The sequence below is a fragment of the Ruegeria sp. BHSC223 genome (assembly GCF_059613025.1).
This window is the reverse complement of sequence record NZ_JBXWRR010000003.1, coordinates 86,868-106,885: the sequence shown is the minus strand read 5'-3', so window position 1 is coordinate 106,885 and position 20,018 is coordinate 86,868. Positions and strand designations below refer to the sequence as shown.

The following is a 20,018-nucleotide window of genomic DNA, read 5'->3' as shown; positions in this document are numbered from 1 at the left end:
CGTTACATATCAGCACGTTGAACTCTCGAAGGCGGGGTTCCGCCTATCCGATTTCCGCATGTTTCAAACCGTTACAAAGATTGAGTTGAGCCCTGAGCGAGGCTCACTTACCTGATGGTCAACACAGCTCCTTGAGGCTGTAGGCAACCGTCAGAGGCCTATCTTGCAACATACGCTGAAATCCTCGGTCACCTTCCAGGGCATCGGTCTGCATGGGGGCAAACCCGTCCGCATGACCCTTCGCCCAGCCGCAGCCGGATACGGCATCTGGTTCAAACGGACGGATATCGAGATCGGCGATGCGATGATCCCCGCGATCTATGATCTGGTCGACCGCACCCCGCTGTGCACCCGTCTGGTGAACGCCGCCGGAGTGTCGGTCTCGACGGTTGAACACATCATGGCCGCACTTGCGGGTTGCGGCGTGCATAATGCCCTGATCGAGTTGGACGGGCCTGAAGTGCCGATTATGGATGGGTCCGCGGTCGACTTCGTGCGCGGTATCATGTCGCGCGGCGTGCGGCAGCAGGCCTCTCCCGTTTTGGCTTATGAAGTGCTGAAGACCCTTACCGTCGAAAAGGACGGTGCGCGCGCGACGCTGATGCCGTCGGATGGGCTGGAGATCGAATTCGCCATTGATTTCGAGGATGCCGCCATCGGTCGCCAGACCCGCCGCATGGATATGCGCAACGGCAGCTTTGCACGCGAACTGAGCGACAGCCGTACCTTTTGTCGACGCGGCGATGTGGAGGCTATGCGCGCCAACGGTCTGGCTTTGGGTGGCACTCTCGAAAACGCGGTGGTTGTCGACGGCGATGAAATCCTGACGCCAGGGGGGCTGCGTCACGCCGATGAAGCGGTGCGTCACAAGATGCTCGATGCGCTGGGCGATCTCTACATGGCAGGGGGGCCGATTCTGGGCCGCTATGTCGGTGAGAAGGCCGGGCACGCCCTGACCAACGCCCTGCTGAGGGCATTGTTTGAAACGCCGGGCGCAGTTCGTCCTGTCCTGTGTACCCCGGAACAGGCAGCGCGCCTGCCCGGACAAGGACTGGTCTGGGCTGAAATCCCCAGGGTTGCCTGAAACAGCCCAGATACACCCAGCACTTACCTCTGATCGCCCGGCCTCGTGCCGGGCGATGCTTATAAGGCGTTTTGCAGCGGAATTTAATGTGCTAGACCAAGGCCCAAACGGGGGATACACCTCGCACGCAAGACGACAAGGACTAGCGGTATGATTGGCAGCAGGGCAGGTACCAGACTGGTTGGCGCACTTCTTTTGGCGACGTTCCTGGCGGCCTGCGACGGCGGTGGTTTTCGCACCGCGGCGGACCGCAGCCAGAATCTGGACGGCTATACGCCGGAACAGATATTCGAGCGCGGCGAATATGAGCTGTCGGTCAAGCGGACCGACGACGCGGCCTATTACTTTTCCGAGGTCGAGCGGCTTTATCCCTATTCCAACTGGGCCAAGCGCGCGCTGATCATGCAGGCCTTTGCCTATCATTCCGGCAAGGATTATCCCGAAAGCCGTGCCGCCGCGCAGCGTTACATCGACTTCTACCCGGCGGACGAGGACGCGGCCTATGCCCAGTATCTGCTGGCGCTCAGCTATTACGACCAGATCGACGAGGTCGGGCGCGACCAGGGCCTGACATTTCAGGCGTTGCAGGCGCTGCGCACGGTGATCGAGGTCTATCCCGACAGTGAATATGCCACTTCGGCGATCCTGAAATTCGATCTGGCCTTCGACCATCTTGCCGCCAAGGAGATGGAGATCGGCCGCTATTACCTGCGCCGCCAGCATTATTCGGCGGCGATCAACCGGTTCCGCGTTGTGGTCGAGGACTTCCAGACCACGACCCACACCGCCGAGGCGCTGCACCGCCTGGTCGAGGCATATCTGTCTCTGGGTTTGGTGGAAGAGGCGCAGACGGCTGGCGCGATCCTGGGTCACAACTACCAATCCTCGGAATGGTACGAGGCGAGCTACAAGCTCTTGACCGCGCGCGGGCTGAAGATGCGCGATGTCGGCAACAACTGGCTGAGCCAGATTTACCGGCAGTCGATCAAGGGGCAGTGGTTGTAACAGGGCGACGGGCCATCGGCCCGTCCTGCGGAGCTTACGATGCTGCGGGCGCTTGAAATCCGGGACATGCTGATCATCGACAGGCTGGAGTTGGACTTCCGGCCCGGTCTCAACGTGCTGACCGGCGAGACCGGGGCGGGCAAGTCGATCCTGCTCGACAGCCTGGGCTTTGTGCTGGGCTGGCGGGGCCGGGCCGAACTGGTGCGCCAAGGTGCCGAGCAGGGCGAGGTCATCGCCGAGTTCGATCTGGTCCCCGGGCACCCAGTGCATGCGGTACTGGCCGAGGCCGGTCTGCCCGGCGGTGACACGCTGCTGATGCGCCGGGTCAACACCGCCGACGGGCGCAAGACCGCCTGGGTCAACGACCGCCGCTGTTCCGGCGAGGTGCTGCGGGCGCTTTCCGAGACGTTGATCGAGCTGCATGGCCAGCATGACGACCGCGGCCTGCTGAACCCGCGCGGCCACCGGGCGATGCTGGACACATATGCCGGTCTGACGGCCGAGCTTGAGGCGGTTCGCGCGGCCTGGTCCGCACAGTCCAAGGCCCGCAAGACAGTGGCGGCCACCGAGGCGGCGCTGGAGGCGGTACGCGCCGAAGAGGAATATCTGCGCCACGCGGTCGGAGAACTCGACACGCTCGACCCGCAACCGGGAGAAGAGGCCGAGTTGGACGCCCGCCGCCGCCTGATGCAGGGGGCCGAACGTATCCGCGACGATGTCGCCCGCGCCTTTGCCCTGATCGGCAGCGATGGGGCCGAGGGCGCCATGAGCGACGCGATCCGCTGGCTCGACGGGATCGCCGACAGGGCCGAGGGTCGGCTGGAGACCGCCGTTGCGGCGCTGGGCCGGGCGCTAATCGAGCTGGGAGAGGCGCAGTCGGGGGTCGAGGACTGTCTGGACGCGCTCCAGTTCAATCCGGCGGAGCTGGAAGAACTGGAGGAACGTCTGTTCGCGATCCGGGCGCTGGCGCGCAAGCATGGCGTCGCCCCGGACGAGTTGGGTCCGTTTGCAGACACCCTGCGCGGCAAGCTGGCGGCACTGGATGCGGGCGATGCCGATCTGGCGGCGCAACGCGCGGCGCTGGCCAAGGCCGAGGCCGCCTATGAGGCGGCGGCGACGGCGCTGTCGCAGGCCCGCCAGGCCTCGGCCGGGGAACTGGACGCGGCGGTGATGCATGAGCTGGCCCCGCTCAAGATGGAGCGCGCGGTGTTTCAGACCCGGATCACCGAGGGCGAGCCCGGCCCCGAGGGGCGTGACGTGGTCGCCTTCGAGGTGGCCACCAATCCCGGCGCGCCCGCCGGGCCGCTGAACCGCATCGCCTCGGGCGGCGAACTCAGCCGCTTTCTGCTGGCGCTCAAGGTCTGTCTGCGCGGCGATGATGGCGGCAAGACGATGATCTTTGACGAGATCGACCGGGGCGTCGGCGGCGCCACCGCCGATGCGGTGGGCCGGCGGCTCGAAGCGCTGGCAGGCGCGGGGCAGGTGCTGGTGGTGACCCACTCGCCGCAGGTGGCCGCGCGCGGCGCTCATCACTGGAGGGTGCAGAAACGGGTCGAGGCGGGCGCGACCCTGTCGACCGTGGTGGCGCTGTCGGAGCCCGAGCGGGAGGACGAGATCGCCCGCATGCTGTCGGGCGATACCGTGACCGAGGCCGCCCGCGCCGCCGCCCGCGCCCTGCTCGACGCCTGATGGCAACACTGGCGCACAAGCCTGTGAGACTCAACGGGTTTTGCCTTTCCTGACAGTCCCCGGTGTCCTAGTAAGGGTAAAAGACCTTCGCGAGTGCGTGATGACCCAATCCACCCGCACTGTTCTGGTGCAGCAGTTTCTTCAGGCCAAGGCCGAGATCGGTGATGCCTGGCAGGTATTGCGCCATCGCGGTCCCAGTCAGGTCCAGTTCTGGTTCATCGCGCTTGCCATTGGCGTGGCGGCCGGTGTGGCTGCGGTTGTTTTTCGCAAGGGAATCAATGCTTTGCAGTCGGTTCTTTACGGCAACGAGGATGTGCGCCTGTTGCACAGCCATGCGGAACACCTGCCCTGGTTCTGGCTTTTGCTGATCCCTACCCTTGGCGGGCTGGTGGTCGGGCTGATCCTGCACAAGACCACGCCCGATGGTCGCGTCCGTTCGGTCGCCGATGTGATTGAGGGTGCGGCGCTCACCGATGGCCGGGTCGAGATGCGGGCCGGGATCGGCTCGATGCTGGCCTCGCTGATCACGCTCAGCTCGGGCGGATCGACAGGGCGCGAGGGGCCGGTGGTGCATATGGCCGGGGTGATCTCGACCTGGGTCTGCCAGCGCATCAATGCCGACGGGATCACCGGGCGCGACCTTCTGGGCTGCGCGGTGGCGGCGGCGGTTTCGGCCAGCTTCAACGCCCCCATCGCCGGGGCGCTGTTTGCGCTCGAGGTGGTGCTGCGCCATTTCGCGGTGCATGCCTTTGCGCCCATCGTCATCGCCTCGGTCGCGGGCACCGTGATCAACCGGCTCGACCGGGGCGATGTAACCGAATTTGCGCTCAACACCCCCGGCGCGCTGCAATTCTACGTGGAATTGCCCGCCTTTCTGTTGCTGGGCCTGGTCTGCGGTCTGGTTTCGCTGTTGCTGATGCGCTCGATCTTTCTGGCCGAGGACCTGGGCACCCATGTGCAGAACAGCCTGCGCATGCCACGCTGGCTGCGCCCGGCGGTATCGGGCGCGCTACTGGGACTGCTTGCGATCTGGTTCCCGCATATTATCGGGGTCGGTTACGAGACCACGATCTTGGCGCTTAGCGGTGAGATGGCGCTTGGCACCGCGATCCTGTTTGCGGTGATCAAGACGGTGGCGCTGGCGCTGACCATGGGCGGGCGCATGGGGGGCGGGGTGTTCTCGCCCTCGCTGATGATCGGGGCGCTGACCGGGCTGGCCTTTGGCCTGATCGCCACGCGGGTGCTGCCGGATGTGTCGGGGACCCATGCGCTTTATGCCTTTGCCGGGATGGGGGCGGTGGCGGCGGCGGTGCTTGGGGCGCCGATCTCGACCACGCTGATCGTGTTCGAACTGACCGGCGACTGGCAGATCGGCCTGGCGGTGATGGTTTCGGTCAGCATGTCGACGGCGCTGGCGTCGCGGCTGGTGGACCGGTCCTTTTTCCTGACCCAACTGGAGCGGCGCGACGTTCACCTGGCGGCGGGTCCACAGGCCTATCTGCTGGCGATGCTGCGCACAGGCGCGGTGATGCGGCCACTGGGCGATCCGCGCTGTCTGGATCGCCCCGGCTGCGAGGCGCTGATCGCCGACGGAGTCTGCGTGCCCGCCAGCGCCACGCTCGAAGCGGCAATGCCCTGGTTCGATCGCGACGAACATCCCTGTATCCCGGTTGTAGTCCGAGAAGAGGACGGCAGCGAATCCCCGGTCGGTGCGCTCTATCATATAGACGCGCTCAAGGCCTATACCCGCGCGCTCGCCGCCACCGCCGCCGAGGAGCATTCCTGACAAGCGGGCATTCGCCGAGAACCTCTTTGAGGACAGTGTCAGCGCTTTTCGGGGAACTGCTTTCGGAGAAATGGAGGCGAGTACCGGACTCTGCTAGATCGCATTCAATATGTTGAAATAAAAGAATAAAAATTCTGGAGGAATGTCCAAAGTAGGGTCCGATAGGCGTCTGGGTGATGCGCCGGATCGGGAGTAGTCTAGCTCCGGCGTGATAGTAATTCGACCAGGTCTTCGGTCATCTCCTCCTCAATTCCAGCGATTGGAACGGACGCCGGAAGGGTAAGCAACGATATCGATAGATCGTAGCGTTCCGAGATAAGTGAATGTTCAACCACGGGCTCCTTGAGCCAGACTCCAGCATCCTGGTTCCCAGGTTGGACTATACCAGTAGTTCCTAGACTGCGGGCGACACACGAATTGGCGGGCACTTCACGAGGCGGCAATCCGGCTACCTTGATGTATGCTCCCGACTTGAATGCTGGTTCACTCGACCGCGCCCACAAGATGTAACCTTCCCTGCTGACCACGAGGATTGCCCGTTTCTGCGTGTATGATAGCCACCTGAGCGTAGCTGCGGTCAACGAGACCTCATACCGTTCCGCACATGCGCCGAGCATGTCCAGATCGGCCTGTTGCGTTGCTGGTATCTGTTCCCGGAAATCGTCCAAAGGCATGAGGAGCCCGGCGGCGAACCGGTTCGCTTCGGCTTCGACACGGTTGTATTCGCTATCCCACTGAACCATGTCTTCCGGTCGGCATTGGAAGCCGTCGGGGTACTTCTTCCGATGCAATAGGTAGTGCCCAAACTCGTGGGCAATTGTGAAGTTCACTCGTCCCTTCGACTGTAGTGAATCAGCGTACCCAATACCCCACTCTCCTGATCCATCAGGGTTCGGAATCAGTGCCCCTTCGAAGCCCTTGAAGCCCCGTTGGCGTACCCGCGTTATGGGATCGTGGGGAAAGACCTGCTGGCTGTATTCTTGAGCCAAGCTGCTTACGTCCACTGGGAAGCGTGCAGACCCAAGGACTTTGGTCATCATGATCGAAAGATCATTCGCCCACCGCTCGGGGCTCTTTTCCCTGTGCATCAGTCGTCCCATAGATCGAGCATTTTCCTCATGGTTTCCTGTTTGTCATGGTCCAGGCCGACAAACTTCCTGAAGAAGACCTTGTTCTCCGGCGATAGGTCATCTTCTGTGTTGATTGGTGTTCCAATGAGAACATCGACGGTGGTGTCGAGGGCCGACGCAATTGCCGCAAGTTTTTCGGCGGATGGTCTCGGCGGGTTCTTGTTCTCCAGTTCCCAGATGTAGCCCTTGGTACACTCTGCCTTTGTTGCAAGCTGCTCCAATGTGAAGCCCTTCGCTTTTCGTCGGTCGTGAATTCTCTGACCCATTGGGGTGGTCATGGTGGTCCTCCCTGTTTTTGTTCAGAGTAGCCATATTTTTCGTTCTTGACAAACGCGGCAGGCGGACGCACCCTAAGTTCAGAGTAGCGATATTTCGTGTGATCCCAGTCTGCATGATCTCCGGTATATCGGGCAGTGAGGAAGGGCCGCACCAATATGTTGGGGTGGCTAAGCGACCTTAGAAAGGGGTCAGAGATGAACAAACACCTGGGATTACCCGTCGCTCCGTGGGACAGTATATCGGAGCAGATGCTGGCCGCAGTCGCCATCAAGATCGAACTTCCACCGAGCATGCATGCCCTCCTGGCGGAGCGGAAAGCGGCAATTGAGAAGCACCTGGAACGCGACGGAAGCCCGCTGAAAGGGAAGGTCCGTCTCTTCTACCAGCAGGGGTCCGTGGCCATCGGGGCAACCATTCGCGCCAAGTTTCGGTTCGAGGGGTTTGACATCGATATCATCGTCGAACTGATCGCCCCGGGCCTGACGCCCTGGCAGGCTCTGGAGCTTCTCTACCAGGCGATGCGGGGGGAGCCGGGATCACGCTACTATGACATGACCGAACGTCAGACACGGTGCGTCACCGTTCACTACGCCGATGGGATGCACCTCGATCTGTCGCCCGCCGAACTGATCAATGAATTCGACCCGCGTCAGAGCTTCATTTATCATTCGAAGCCCGAAGAGCCCCGCAGCAGTGACCACAAGGTGCTGACCAACAGCTTTGGGTTCGCCGACGAGTACAATACGACCTGCCCCGTCGATCTGTCATTCCAACAGGAATATGCCCGTCGGGCCCTCAAGGCCGACCGTGGCCTGATCGTGATGCAGAAAGATGCCGACTCGCTGCCGGTGCCCGAACACTCCACCGTCGTAGGTGGAAAATCAGCGGTCACCGTGGCACTGCAACTGATCAAGAGGAACCGCAATATACGGTGGGCCACCCGAGACGGGCGTATGCCCGCTTCCGTGATGCTGAGTTGCCTTACGCTGGAAGTGGCCGAGGCGGGGCGAACCATTGGCCAGAACCTCAGGATCATCGCCCAGCACATTCTCGACCGCCTGCTCTGGGCGAAGAGCGTCGGGGAACTGATCCATGTCGAAAACCCGCGATGCCCTGGAGACGTGTTTACGGACCGCTGGCCGGAAAACCATGCCGCCCAGGATACGATGATCGGGGACATGCGGTTGTTCCTGGATCAACTGGAGGTCCTTCTGGATGATAGGCGGTCCCTGCGTGAACGCCGTGACACCCTCAAGGCCATGTTTGGGGAAGATGTCGGCCAATCGGTGGTGGATGACCTGGAGCGGGATATTGGTGAGGCCATCCGCACTGGTCGGCACGGCTTTGGTGCTCTCGGTGGCCTCGCCATGAGCCCTACCATCGCCAAGGCCAAACCCGCTGTGCAGCCTTCGACCTTCTATGGCACCAAGTGGAGGCGTTCATGAAATCCCTCCTGGCACAGGTCAACGCCATGCAGCGGGATTGGCCGCAGTTCCAGGCGTCTCTGGGGCTTGGACCGCAATCCGTGATCTGGTTCGGCGACGTGAAGGGGCTGGAGCGGCGGTTTCACGTCAGCATTGAATACGGTCTCCCCATGGCTGGGCGACATGACCAATACCGTTTGATGCCCGTGGTACGAGTCCTGAGGCCCTCGCTGGTCCCGAACTGGGATGCCGAAGAAGAAGCCCCTCTGCCTCACGTCTACTTCGAAGCGCAGGACATCAGGCTGTCGCCGCTGTGCCTGTTCGACCCCAAGGCGGGCGAGTGGGACCCTTCCATGTTCATCAGCCGTACCACTTTCGGATGGACGGTTCGGTGGCTTGTGGCCTACGAGTTCTGGGAAATGACTGGTCGGTGGATAGGCGGTGGACGCCACGACGAAGATGGGACCGTGAAAGGTGAAAACCATGCCGCGTGACAGCGAGTATGATCACACCGTGCCTCGCCGTTCCGACGGAACCAGGCAAACTCTCAGGCCGGTCCAGCCATGGCCGACGGGGAAGCCGTTCAAGATACTGTCCATCGATGGCGGCGGCATCCTGGGTATTTTGCCCTGCATGATCCTGGCCGAGATCGAAAAACGTTTCCTGGACGGCGAGCCCATCGGCAAGCACTTCGACATGATCGTCGGGACATCGACCGGAGGGATCATCGCGTTGGGTCTGGGCCAGGGCAAGTCGGCCCAGGAGATTTCCAAGCTCTATGTCGAACGAGGCCGATTCATCTTCCCTGGCAATCGCCTGACCCGGTGGCTCCGTGGCTGGGCGGGCTGGGCGTTTACACCATATGACCGGGGCAACCTGGAAACGGAGCTTCGCCGGGAATTCAGTGATGGATTGTTCGGGTCTTCGACCATCCCCACCTGCATTCCGTCATTCGACGGTCGGTACGGTGAACCTTATGTGTTCAAGACCCCTCACCACCCAGATTACAGGAAAGACCAATATGAACGACTCGTTGACGTGGGGCTTTCTACAGCGGCAGCACCCACGATCTTCGCGGCGGTGAAGAGGAATGGCTACGTGTTCGCCGACGGCGGTATCTGGGCCAATAATCCAGCCATGATCGGGGTGGTAGACGCGATGACCTGCTACGACATAGATCGCACCCAGATCAGGCTCCTGAGTCTTGGGTGCGGTCAGGAAAGCTACCGGATGCGCTGGTGGCACCGCATCGGTGGGAAGCTGGTCTGGGCTGGTCTCTTCGTGTCATCGGCAATGCGGGCTCAATCCCACAACGCCCTGGGTCAGGCGGGACTGTTGATTGGTCGATCCAACATGGTCCGTCTCGATGCCCCTGAAGTGGTAAGCCGGATCGGCATGGATGACGTTGGCCGGGCACTGGTCGAGATGCCGCCGGTTGCCAGGTCATTGGTGGAAGGTGCCGGACACCGGGTGGCCGAGTTGTTCCTGTCGCATGATCGCGTCCAATGAGAGTCGGGATGAATTCCAGTCAACGGCTGATTACAACACTTTGGCGTTTTCAGTCTGATTTGTTTGGCGCAATTGGCCTAACGGAATAGAAAACCAGGAGATAGTGACGCCGCATCCACGATATTTGGTGCAGGCGTGTCCGATGATATTATAGATTGAAGGGGTTCAAAATGATTATCCGTAGCGCGGTTCAGTGCGAGACTTGTGACACCGTGGTCACTGTCCGCATTGGAATGGGCCAAGGTGTACGACAAGAACACACAATTTCCTGTCGAGAATGCCGTGAGCCAATGTCATTTGGAATGACGGTGGACTATGAACACACCTCCACGAACGTCTTTGCGATAGAAGGTTGCTCTATTGTAGAGGCCCCTGCGTACGGGACTGGGCCTGTCATCAATGTCGATGCCAGCTTTGCAGTTCCAGAAGACATGGTAGATCAGGACGTTGCCTTCCCCAGGCTTACACAGGTTGGCGACATCATGGATGCCGCTGAAACCTTTGGGCCGTTGCCGACAGTTGAGTTCGACCCCAAAGCTACGCGTCGCCCAACTGCGGATCACGTATCCGAATGGCGACACTTGAAAAAGGCGATATCCTTGTCATCGAACGGGAAGGCGAAGCTGGCCAACAGGAAGGTGGACTGGGCCACGGCGGAGCACTATGCGGATGATCCATTGACCGGTCCGTCCGATTGGTTCTTCCGGTTTACCCTGAGGTTTCTTGGTCGAAAGCATGGTGTCCATTTCAGAGCACTTATGGATGAGTTCCGCTCCATAGCGGATTCCCACGACTGCAGCGACTTTCTCGACTACTATAAGGGTACGATGGTTCAAGAACGGTTCCGCCGCTATCGTGAAATTTACACCGATTTCTTCTCCAAGCATGGGCAGTTCGCACAGGTGGTACTGCATGCTGGGCTTGGTGTAGAACTCGGGGACGAAATGGTCGCGACATCAGTTGAGTTCGACCTGGTGAAATCGTTTTATGGGGATGCCTTCGAGGTCTTCGCCGGTAGCGTGGATTTCCTGGCCATGCTCAACAACGTGAAGTGTGGCCGGGCGTTCAATGAGTTTGAGAAGCTGACTTTGGACCAGTACCGCAAGCTTGATAATTCAAGTAAGTTCAACCCTTTCGGAACAAATGTGGCCTTTGCTGCATTGTGTGCCGAGAAAGACAATCAACTCAGGAATGCGTCACACCACAAAGGCATCACGATGGACGCGGATGGTAGGACGTTGCGATACCGCTCTGGAAAGGGAGGAACTGGTCCGGAACAACAGATGACGTATGCAGCCTACCTGTATAGATCAGTGACTTTGTTCCTTCAGATAGCCGTGTTGGCAGCGGTCGAATTGACGATCTGTTCAGTCAGTGGGATCGATTTGCCGTATGACTTGTCCTTGACCAGGAACTCATAGACATCCAGGGCCAGTAATTATTTCGGCTGACGATAACTCTCGAACGAAACTGGAGTTAAAGGCCCCAACGTTGCAGGGCTTCTTCTGCCTTCTCTGGGTGATCTCGGATGCGCAGGACCGCCTGTCGGGTCAAACCGGTATGCTTCGAGACCGCAGTGGCTCCGTGGCCAAGATCGACCATGTCACGCACTTCGTTGAAGGTGCTTCGGTCATAACTCGGCTTTCGGCCACGGAACCGATCTCCCCTGTCCTTGGCCAATTCGATGCCCGCCTGCTGGGCACTTCTGGTCGCTTCAGCCTGGGCTTGGGCTGTCGCAGCCAAGAAGGCAATCATGGCGTCTCTCACGGCCTGTTGTACTGGGTCTTCGGTTGCCCCGTCGAAGGTCATCCCGTTGATCACCGTCCTGATCGTCACACCCGAACGAATGAAATGACGAACGGCATCAGTGACATCCCGGTAATCGCGCCCCAACCGATCAACCCAGCGAAGTACCAATGTATCTCCGGCTCGAAGCTTGTCATACAGCCTTCTGCCTTCAGGGCGGTCTCTAAGTCGATGTTTGACACCCGAAACTCCGTGGTCGGCCACAACCTCGTCTATCTTAAAGCCCGCCGCTTCTGCCTGGCTGACCTGGTGCTCCAGGGTTTGGTCCCTTGTTGAAACTCTTGCGTATAGTATGACCGCCAATCGCTCCTCCTTCTGTCCGTTGAACCCGCGTCCGAAGATACCGGTGTCCGTTTATGATTCGCAAGTTATACGGACACTACTTTGAACCGTAGTGCTTTGTCCGCTACACCATACCCATGCGGGCAATCGCCAGACTTCCAACCTACTAGGTCGTGTATCGCTGGTATGAAACCTCGAAGGCGGCTTCTTGGTGTTCAATGATGTGATCGCTTGTATTCGAGTTATAGAAAGTCGTCCGACGGATATCCGTGTAATACTCCACCACTCGGCGGCATGAACTGCGTCGTGGAAGCCCGAATAGATCGAGAAGACGTTGATCGGAGAGCGTGATGCCCCCAAATATGGACGTGATGCCCACGAAGGCAGGGCGTTGAAGTCAGGGTGGACGAAGGACGCGAAGCCCCAGACTTAACTTTTTGGCAGTAAGTGATCCCACCCAATGAAGTAAGGGCTTTATGGTTGTTCCTTCCCAGTCCTCTTTACTAATAGAGTCTGGACGGACGCCTTGGGTGACCAGAATGCTGGTAGTATGGGGCGCTGATGGCATGGTCGTCGAAGACGAGCCAGCGCCCCCAGGCAACGCAGTTTCACCACGGGGCAAAGTAAAGGCATGTGTCGATGAACTGGCACTCTTCCCGTCACCGGTACGATTCTTACCGACGGTTTGTTCATCGTTCTTGGGGCTGGGTATGATGGCACCGACATTCGAGGTGGGTGTGGGTTTTGCCGAACTTTGTTTTGCCCTTCTACGGGTGCCATAGGCATGCATGAGGTGCTTGCCATGAAATGCCCGTTTAAGCTCAGCATCCGCGTGGCATGCGATGACCATTTGCTCTGGGTTCAGTACCAGATTTGGATCGTCAGTTCCCTCGGCGTATTGTTCCCCGTCGTTTGGTGGTGTCCTGTTGCTTCCACACGTACCTCGAGTACGCGATCGACTTCCATACCGGTCATACCGACTTACGGCTCTGGGCAGGTGCTCCTTGCACGTATAACTGGCCCATTTCACCATGCCCGACGCCCTCGCCATCGGGTCATCGTAGTGGGTGGAATGATCTTCTGATTTTTCCAGATACCAGTCCTGGGTCAGGGCATCGAGTTGATCATCAATGGATGCCGTCCAATCCGACAGGTAATGGTTGGCAATCCAGGTATCTACAAAAACTTCCTCGCTGCCAGGGGCACCAAGAACGTGTTGAGGCTGCGAGTCGCCATGAGGAGGATGTTGGAGGCGAGTCGTTGTGATGTCTTCGCCGACAGGGCCAATGATCGTATCGGGACGTGGGGTTGAAACAACAACCTGCGATGGGCCATCGTAGATCATACGGAAAAACTGACCGACATCCGAGTAGTCATACCCGGGAAAATGGCCGATGCCATGAGCGTGAAACAGGGCAACAACCTGGTCAGGATGCATGTCCTGAACATCGGCCACCCCTGGTGCACGGAAGGGCAGGTCCCACTTCGCTTGACCAGCGGTTGTCCACGAACACTCGAACCGATACGTGAACTTCACATCGGGATGAACACAATGGCGAAACCCATCCCCAATTTCACGCATCCAGCGGTGATAGAAGTCCTTTACTGCTACGTAGTCTTCGCCACCTTGCAGGTAACAAAACTTGACGGTGAAAGGCGCAATTTCCCGAATCGGTAGGCCGTAGAATGGCTCGATCATTCGGAGGGTTCGTTGGATTTGTTTGTATGCCCCCAAACCCACTCGGTGTGGATAAAACACCGGGTTCAGTACGTCGTCGGAGATAAACTGGGTTGGGTCTACACGCCATGCGTTGTGGTCCAAAGGACCGTCGAAGCACTTATTGCAGTATTTGATGTCGCAAGGATATGGATCGCCACATTTTCTGCATCGATTGAGCATGTCCCAGTTGACCGGGTCATAGCTGAGGATTTCACGGCAGGCCGAGAACCGTTGATCCATCGGCCCGTGGGAAGCCATGGCTCCAAGTTCTAGTTCCCTTCGCGAAGGAACAGGTGTGTTTTGCTCATACCGCCACACCTGAGATCACCTCCAAGTCTGTTCGTTTCACGCCAGTCGTTCGGTCAAGGGAGACCGGCATGACCGTATTTACATGCCGGACCGATCCGGCATGTCCGACATCACCACCAAGTGCCTCCAAGGCTGGCAGTGGGCCCCTAAATAACGGCATGAACGATATGGAGGGGCGATCATGGACAGCCACAAACATTCGATCCGGAAGCTGGATAAGGATTTGATCCTTGAGGCCCGGATTCACGCACTTCAAACCGGGCAAACCCTGGGGGAACTGATCAACCGATGTCTCGACGAGTACCTCTCCCAGTTCGAGGATGACGAAGCATGGGAACAAGCTGCTTGAGTGCCACCCAGAACGACGGCGGCACTGCCCAAGTGGTGCAGTGCCCCATTCCTCAGAAACTGAGGTGGCGGTATACATCGTTCTTCTCACTTTTCAGTCATGACACTGGGGGCTCGGACCCCTGAGTGGTGCGCATTTGACCACAATGTCTGCCTAGATTGAGAAGTAGTCAGCCTGGCGGCATTTTCAAGTTATGGACTTGGACACTTGGTTCGGAGAAACCGATACGTTGGGGAACCGAAGGTCTTCGGCGCTTTGGCAGTGCAAGTGCCAGAGGTTTTTCTCGCTGGTGAACGGAAAACACCTATTGGCACGAAATGATGCGGAAGGCGTTCAATCCCCGATGCGCACCCAGATGGAACCGCCGTCAAGCCCGGCCCATCCGAGGTCCCGTGTCTGGAAGAATTCCTGGACGTGCTGGTCCACGTCGCCGGAGCCGAGTTGGCAGACGCGGCCATTCCGAACGAAAACGATGCCGAAAATCTCTTCGACGGATTGCCCGTCGGCAAGCGCGGCACAGTCGGTTCGCAGTTGTTGAAGTTCAGACAGGATCACCGCTGGATCGGCGAAGCGGGGATCAGCATCGGCGTATGCTTTTCCTCCCAGCATTGCGGCCAGGATGGCCAGTATCATGTGTTTCATGGTCTTCTCCTGTTATTCGCGTTCCGGGGGGTGGAGCCCGAACACGTCATTCGGACAGACCTCGCCAGAGGTTGCCGCCCAGATAGCGGTCATTACCCTAGTCGATGGAGCAACTACTCTGTCGCGTACCCGCAGCATGGTGCTGGCCGAAGTTCCGCATTGAGATGCGAACCGCGACAAGCTGAGACGATTACGGTCGAGGTATTCCGATAACTCCATCGTTCCTATATTCCGGGATTTGGAACGATTCGCAACAAAAACCAGACACACTTGGTGGACGCTGCTTCCGTTTCGTTCCGCAATGTGGAATGACTGGGAGGGAGATCATGAAGGAAGCCATATGTTCGCCGACATCCTCAGGGACGCCCGGGAAAGGAAGGGACTCAGTCTTCAGGACGCGGCCACTTTGGTCGGGTTGCCCAAGACCACCGTCTGGCGACTGGAAAACGACAAGGGCACGGTCACAGCCCAGAGGTTCGTCGATCTCATTGCCTCCTACGGTTTTTCCATCGCAGAGGCGTTGGAGGGCAACTTGGTGACGAGCCCTTCACAGACCGACTTTGATCGACTCGGACTGGTGGTGGAGCATATCGAAGGACTGATCCAGACCCAGGGGTCTCGGCCAACCCCCGGTCAGGTACGCACGGCGGTCGTCGAAGTCCTGCGATTGGAGACCGCACGGGTGATTGAAACAACCGGGGCTGCATTTGATCCGGGACGGTACAATGGCTTGGTCCAAGAAATATTCAGAAAGTAGATGGGCATGGACTCCAGTTATCTCGCAGGCTCGTTATTTACCCGTGATTACCTGACCGACGCGATTACCAGTGAGCCGGAATACGCTTCGATTGACCCTTCCGAACTTGCCGGGTCACTCAAGCCGATCTTTGACGATTTCCCGACCGAGCAATCACCGTCCGAAGCCAAGACCGAGGACGATCTTATCTGGAAAATCCTGGTCGCCCTCGGCTGGGAACACTCCGAACGTCAGGTCAATCTGGCACCGAAAGGCCGGGACAATATCCCTGACGGAGTCTTGTTTCTTGACGAAAAAACCAAGGCGACTGCCAACACCCATTGGGAACATTGGAAAAAATACCAGCACGGCGTCGTTCTCGTTGAATCGAAACGTTGGGGACGCCCCTTGGACCGTGGCCTCAGGAAGAAGGACGAGGCCACGGCCCCATCGACCCAGATGCTCCGGTATCTGCGACGTGTCGATGACCTGACCAGTGGTGATCTCCGATGGGGGTTCCTGACGAACGGGGCGGTCTGGCGGCTGTACTACCAGGGGGCCCGGTCGGTCTCCGAGCAGTTCTTCGAGATCGATCTGGCGTCACTCCTTCGGGTCCGTGGCGATCTGCTTGACGCCGACGATACCGAGGAAGGCCAGGCTGAACGCGATCACTGGCTCCGGGTTTTTGCCTTGATGTTCCGACGTGAGTCATTCGCTCCGTCAACCACCGACCCCCGGACGTTCCACATCCGAGCCCTGGAGGAAGGTCGGTTCTACGAGGAACGGGTTGCCAAGAACCTGTCCGATGTCGTCTTCCAGACCGTGTTCCCGGCCCTGGCCAAGGCCATTGCGGCGGATAAGCCCGAAGCCAGCCTCGGTGACGTTCGCCATGCAGCCCTGATCCTGCTCTACCGGCTCCTCTTTCTGCTCTATGCCGAGGATCGGAACCTGCTCCCGGTTCGTGACGAACGATATGACGACTATGGGCTCAGGGATAAGGTCAGGGGCGACGTTGGAAGGCGGAAGGACCAGAACGACACCTTCTCTTCGCTCCAGGACCGGTATTGGTCGGTGATCGACGGCCTGTCCCGTGCCATCGACAAAGGCGACACCTCCATCGGCCTGCCGCCGTACAACGGTGGGCTCTTCAATCGGAAGGCCACTCCGCTGCTCGATGGGGTTCACATCCCGGACAGCGTGATGGCCGAAGTTGTCGATCTGCTCAGTTACGAGCGCCGTGACGGGCAACGCCGATACATCAACTATCGCGATCTCAGCGTCCAGCAACTGGGCTCGATCTACGAACGCCTGCTGGAATTCGAGATCAAGCGTGACCCCGAGGAGGGTCTGGTCGTCCGGCCCAACCTCTTCGCCCGGAAATCCAGCGGTTCCTACTACACGCCCGACGAACTCGTCGGCCTGATCCTCAAGGAAACCCTGGAACCCCTGATCAAGGACAAGCTCTCGGCCTTCAAGGACAAGGCCGTCGAACTGGCCGAGGCGGATATCGACGAGGACGAGAAGATCAGCCAGCTTCGCCAGGTCGATCCCGCCGAAGCCCTGCTGACCCTGCGCATCTGCGACCCCGCCATGGGTTCCGGCCACTTCCTGGTCAACCTGGTGGACTACCTGGCCGACACGGTGATCGAGACCCTGGCCGAGGTCACCAGCATCGTCGATTGGGCCGAAGAGCCCTACACCTCGCCTCTGGCCGACCGCATCGCCGACATCCGCACCACCATCAAGACCAACGCTGACGCCAACAATTGGACCGTCGATATCGAACAACTCGATGACCGGCACATCATCCGCCGCATGGTGCTGAAACGCTGCGTTTACGGCGTGGACAAGAACCAGATGGCCGTCGAACTGGCCAAGGTCTCGCTCTGGCTGCACACCTTCACCGTGGGGGCCCCGCTGTCCTTCCTTGACCACCACCTGCGCTGTGGGGACAGCCTGTTCGGGGAAACCGTGGGTCGGGTGCTGAAACGCCTCAACGCTGCCGGGCAGGAACTCCTGATCAGTGACGCCCTGTCCAAGGCCCGCTCCTCCGCCGCCTCAATGCAGACCATCGAGGGCCTGACCGACGCCGAGATCGCCGAGGCCCACCGGTCGGCGGAAATCTTCGAAGGCGTCGTTGCCATGACCCACCCGCTGGATCGGTTCATGAAGCTGATCCACGCCATCGACTGGCTCGGCCTGACCGAGAAGGAGGACAAAGCCGCCGTTCAAGCCTGGCTCGACGGTCAATTCGGCGATCCCATCGAGATTGCCCGGGGCCGGATCGCCGTGACACCCCCGGCCCCCACCCAAGAGGCGCTGATACCCTCTGGGAGGCCCACACAGGCCGATCTGATGGCTCCGGCCACTCCACCCGCCCGGGAAGAGGTTAGCCGCTTTGCCGCCATCCTGAGGGACGCCCTGACGCTGATCGAGGAAGAACGGTTCCTCAACTGGGAAGTCGCCTTTCCGGGCGTCTGGCGGCAATGGGACGGAGAGAGGACCGGCGGCTTCGATGCCATCGTCGGCAACCCGCCCTGGGATCGGTATGAATTCGAGGAAGTTCATTGGTTTGCGGATCGATCTCGTCCGGTTGCCTTGGCGTCGTCTGGAGCAGCCAGAAAGCGATTGATCAAAGAATTGCCGACGACGGACCCAAGCCTATGGAATGAGTTCCAGAAGGCGTCCGAACGTGTTGTCTCGGGCACCAGCATTGCTCGCAAGTCCGGACAATACGAGCTACTGAGTTCGGGAAAACTGAATCTCTACAAGTTGTTCGTGGAACGAAGCTTCGGTCTTTTGAACGAACAAGGAATTTGCGGCCTCTTGGTGCCGTCGGGTCTATCTGGAGATATGTCCTCAGCGAAGTTTTTTCGGGCAGTGGCAACCACTGGCCGCATTAAGTCGCTGTTTGACTTTGAGAACCGCAGGGGGCGATACGATCTCGGACCGTTTTTCCCCGATGTTGATACTCGCTTCAAGTTCTCGGCATTCATATGCTCGCGAGTGAGGACGTTTGACGAGACTCGATGTGCCTTCTTTCTCCAATCCGTTTTGGAGATCGAAGACCCCAGTCGATGCTTCCCGTTGGCAGCAGATGATTTTGCCAGGGTGAACCCGAACACGGGAACAGCACCAATCTTTCGCTCGCGTCGTGATGCTGAACTCACTCGTGGAATCTACAACCGGCTACCCGTTCTTGTAGATCGATCTCAACTGAAGCCGGAACCGGTGTGGCCGGTAAACTACGAGCAGATGGTCAACATGACCAGCGACTCCAAGCTATTCCGGAACAAGCAGGAATTGGAGGGAAAGGAAGGGGCGTGGCATGTCGGTGGCAACGTATGGGAAAGCCGAGAAGGGAGATGGTTACCGCTCTATGAAGGCAAGATGGTCCAAGCATATGACCATCGCGCAGCGGATATCGTTGTCAATCCCGAGAACCAGCATCGTCCTGCCCAGCCGCAACCTGCAACGCTTGAACAGTCGAGTGACCCAAGTTGGGTTCCTGACCCTCAATACTGGATCAGGCGCTCCGACGTGCCCAGCGTTTCCGAACTGGAATGGATACTCGGCTACAAAGACGTGACCGCTCCAACCAATGTCCGAACGATGATTTCCACTATCATCCCATTTACAGGGGTTGGTAACACCCTTCCCATTCTTCTTCCGAAGTTTCCCACCGACTGCGATGACCAGGAGCGGGATCGGATTATTCGGGAATTCAAGGAACGAGCACATTTGTTACTCGCAAACCTCAATGCGTTGGTCTTCGATTTTGTTGCCCGGCAAAAGGTCCAAGGCCAGCATCTGAATTGGTTCATCGTTGAGCAATTGCCGGTAGTTCCACCAGTAGAATTCACTCGGCGCTTCGGCCCCAAGACCGCCGCCGAGATCATCAAGCCTGCCGTCCTCGAACTCACCTACACCGCCCATGACATGGCCCCCTTCGCCCGGGACATGGGCCATGTCGATGACAAAGGCGATGTGCTGCCCCCGTTCCCCTGGGACGAGGCCCGCCGCCTGCGTCTCAAGGCCAAGCTCGACGCGGTGTTCTTCCACCTCTACGGCCTCTTCGATCCCACCAACCGCGAACAGAGCCGCGACGATATCCGTTTTGTCTACGCGAGCTTCCCCATCGTCGAACGGCAAGAGATGAAGGCCCATGGCCGCTACCTCTCCCGCGACCTGGCCCTGGCCTACTGCAACTCCCTCGCCGCCGGTCACCCGGACGCCGAGCCCGAGGTGTAGGCCGTGCAGGTCGGGCT

The 20,018-nt window shown here is 59.2% G+C and carries 16 protein-coding genes; 11 read left to right on the top strand and 5 right to left on the bottom strand.

Annotation, left to right across the window (positions count from 1 at the left end):
* Nucleotides 1–163: 163 nt before the first annotated feature.
* The 4 genes from lpxC (at nt 164) to AC2FNY_RS08195 (ending at nt 5,564) form a co-directional block, all read left to right on the top strand.
* Nucleotides 164–1,084: a UDP-3-O-acyl-N-acetylglucosamine deacetylase gene (lpxC, locus tag AC2FNY_RS08210; protein WP_234137730.1), complete on the top strand. Its 921-nt coding sequence runs from the start codon at nt 164–166 to the stop codon at nt 1,082–1,084.
* A gap of 150 nt (nt 1,085–1,234) precedes the next feature.
* A complete protein-coding gene (locus AC2FNY_RS08205) occupies nt 1,235–2,089 on the top strand; it encodes an outer membrane protein assembly factor BamD (protein ID WP_234137731.1) in 855 nt (284 codons plus the stop codon).
* Between the two features lie 39 nt (nt 2,090–2,128).
* Complete coding sequence (gene recN, locus AC2FNY_RS08200) at nt 2,129–3,778, top strand: DNA repair protein RecN (protein WP_496802157.1); 1,650 nt, start codon at nt 2,129–2,131, stop codon at nt 3,776–3,778.
* A 100-nt stretch (nt 3,779–3,878) separates the two neighbouring features.
* Nucleotides 3,879–5,564, top strand: a complete 1,686-nt coding sequence (locus AC2FNY_RS08195) for a chloride channel protein (protein WP_234137733.1) — start codon at nt 3,879–3,881, stop codon at nt 5,562–5,564.
* 197 nt (nt 5,565–5,761) lie between these two features.
* Here AC2FNY_RS08195 and AC2FNY_RS08190 read toward each other — a convergent pair whose 3' ends face one another.
* Together AC2FNY_RS08190 and AC2FNY_RS08185 are read right to left on the bottom strand one after the other, a co-directional pair.
* A complete protein-coding gene (locus AC2FNY_RS08190; protein WP_496802156.1) occupies nt 5,762–6,664 on the bottom strand; it encodes an ImmA/IrrE family metallo-endopeptidase in 903 nt (300 codons plus the stop codon).
* Nucleotides 6,652–6,972: a helix-turn-helix domain-containing protein gene (locus AC2FNY_RS08185; RefSeq protein ID WP_496802155.1), complete on the bottom strand. Its 321-nt coding sequence runs from the start codon at nt 6,970–6,972 to the stop codon at nt 6,652–6,654. Before AC2FNY_RS08185 ends, AC2FNY_RS08190 begins: the two co-directional genes overlap by 13 nt.
* 195 nt (nt 6,973–7,167) lie before the next feature.
* On the opposite strand from AC2FNY_RS08185, the gene AC2FNY_RS08180 reads away from it, so the two are divergent.
* The 4 genes from AC2FNY_RS08180 to AC2FNY_RS08165 all read left to right on the top strand — a co-directional run bounded on the left by AC2FNY_RS08180 (nt 7,168) and on the right by AC2FNY_RS08165 (nt 11,327).
* Nucleotides 7,168–8,418, top strand: coding sequence for a nucleotidyltransferase domain-containing protein (locus tag AC2FNY_RS08180; RefSeq protein WP_496802154.1), 1,251 nt, complete (start codon nt 7,168–7,170; stop codon nt 8,416–8,418).
* A complete protein-coding gene (locus tag AC2FNY_RS08175; protein WP_496802153.1) occupies nt 8,415–8,891 on the top strand; it encodes a type II CBASS E2 protein in 477 nt (158 codons plus the stop codon). Before AC2FNY_RS08180 ends, AC2FNY_RS08175 begins: the two co-directional genes overlap by 4 nt.
* A complete protein-coding gene (locus AC2FNY_RS08170) occupies nt 8,881–9,906 on the top strand; it encodes a CBASS cGAMP-activated phospholipase (protein ID WP_496802152.1) in 1,026 nt (341 codons plus the stop codon). Before AC2FNY_RS08175 ends, AC2FNY_RS08170 begins: the two co-directional genes overlap by 11 nt.
* A gap of 302 nt (nt 9,907–10,208) precedes the next feature.
* A complete protein-coding gene (locus tag AC2FNY_RS08165; protein WP_496802151.1) occupies nt 10,209–11,327 on the top strand; it encodes a hypothetical protein in 1,119 nt (372 codons plus the stop codon).
* A gap of 55 nt (nt 11,328–11,382) precedes the next feature.
* Here AC2FNY_RS08165 and AC2FNY_RS08160 read toward each other — a convergent pair whose 3' ends face one another.
* On the bottom strand, nt 11,383–12,015 hold the full coding sequence (locus tag AC2FNY_RS08160) for a recombinase family protein (RefSeq protein WP_496802150.1): 633 nt from the start codon (nt 12,013–12,015) through the stop codon (nt 11,383–11,385).
* A 376-nt stretch (nt 12,016–12,391) separates the two neighbouring features.
* Entirely contained in the window at nt 12,392–13,972 is a 1,581-nt protein-coding gene (locus AC2FNY_RS08155) for a hypothetical protein (RefSeq protein WP_496802149.1), read from the bottom strand.
* A gap of 232 nt (nt 13,973–14,204) precedes the next feature.
* On the opposite strand from AC2FNY_RS08155, the gene AC2FNY_RS08150 reads away from it, so the two are divergent.
* Entirely contained in the window at nt 14,205–14,372 is a 168-nt protein-coding gene (locus AC2FNY_RS08150; RefSeq protein WP_496802148.1) for a hypothetical protein, read from the top strand.
* A gap of 333 nt (nt 14,373–14,705) precedes the next feature.
* Here AC2FNY_RS08150 and AC2FNY_RS08145 read toward each other — a convergent pair whose 3' ends face one another.
* Nucleotides 14,706–15,014 carry a hypothetical protein gene (locus AC2FNY_RS08145; RefSeq protein WP_496802147.1) on the bottom strand — a complete coding sequence of 103 codons (309 nt, stop codon included), beginning with the start codon at nt 15,012–15,014 and terminating at the stop codon, nt 14,706–14,708.
* A 340-nt stretch (nt 15,015–15,354) separates the two neighbouring features.
* On the opposite strand from AC2FNY_RS08145, the gene AC2FNY_RS08140 reads away from it, so the two are divergent.
* Both AC2FNY_RS08140 and AC2FNY_RS08135 read left to right on the top strand, forming a co-directional pair.
* Entirely contained in the window at nt 15,355–15,771 is a 417-nt protein-coding gene (locus AC2FNY_RS08140; protein WP_496802146.1) for a helix-turn-helix domain-containing protein, read from the top strand.
* Nucleotides 15,772–15,777: 6 nt separating this feature from the next.
* A complete protein-coding gene (locus AC2FNY_RS08135; protein ID WP_496802145.1) occupies nt 15,778–20,001 on the top strand; it encodes an Eco57I restriction-modification methylase domain-containing protein in 4,224 nt (1,407 codons plus the stop codon).
* Nucleotides 20,002–20,018 lie beyond the last annotated feature (17 nt).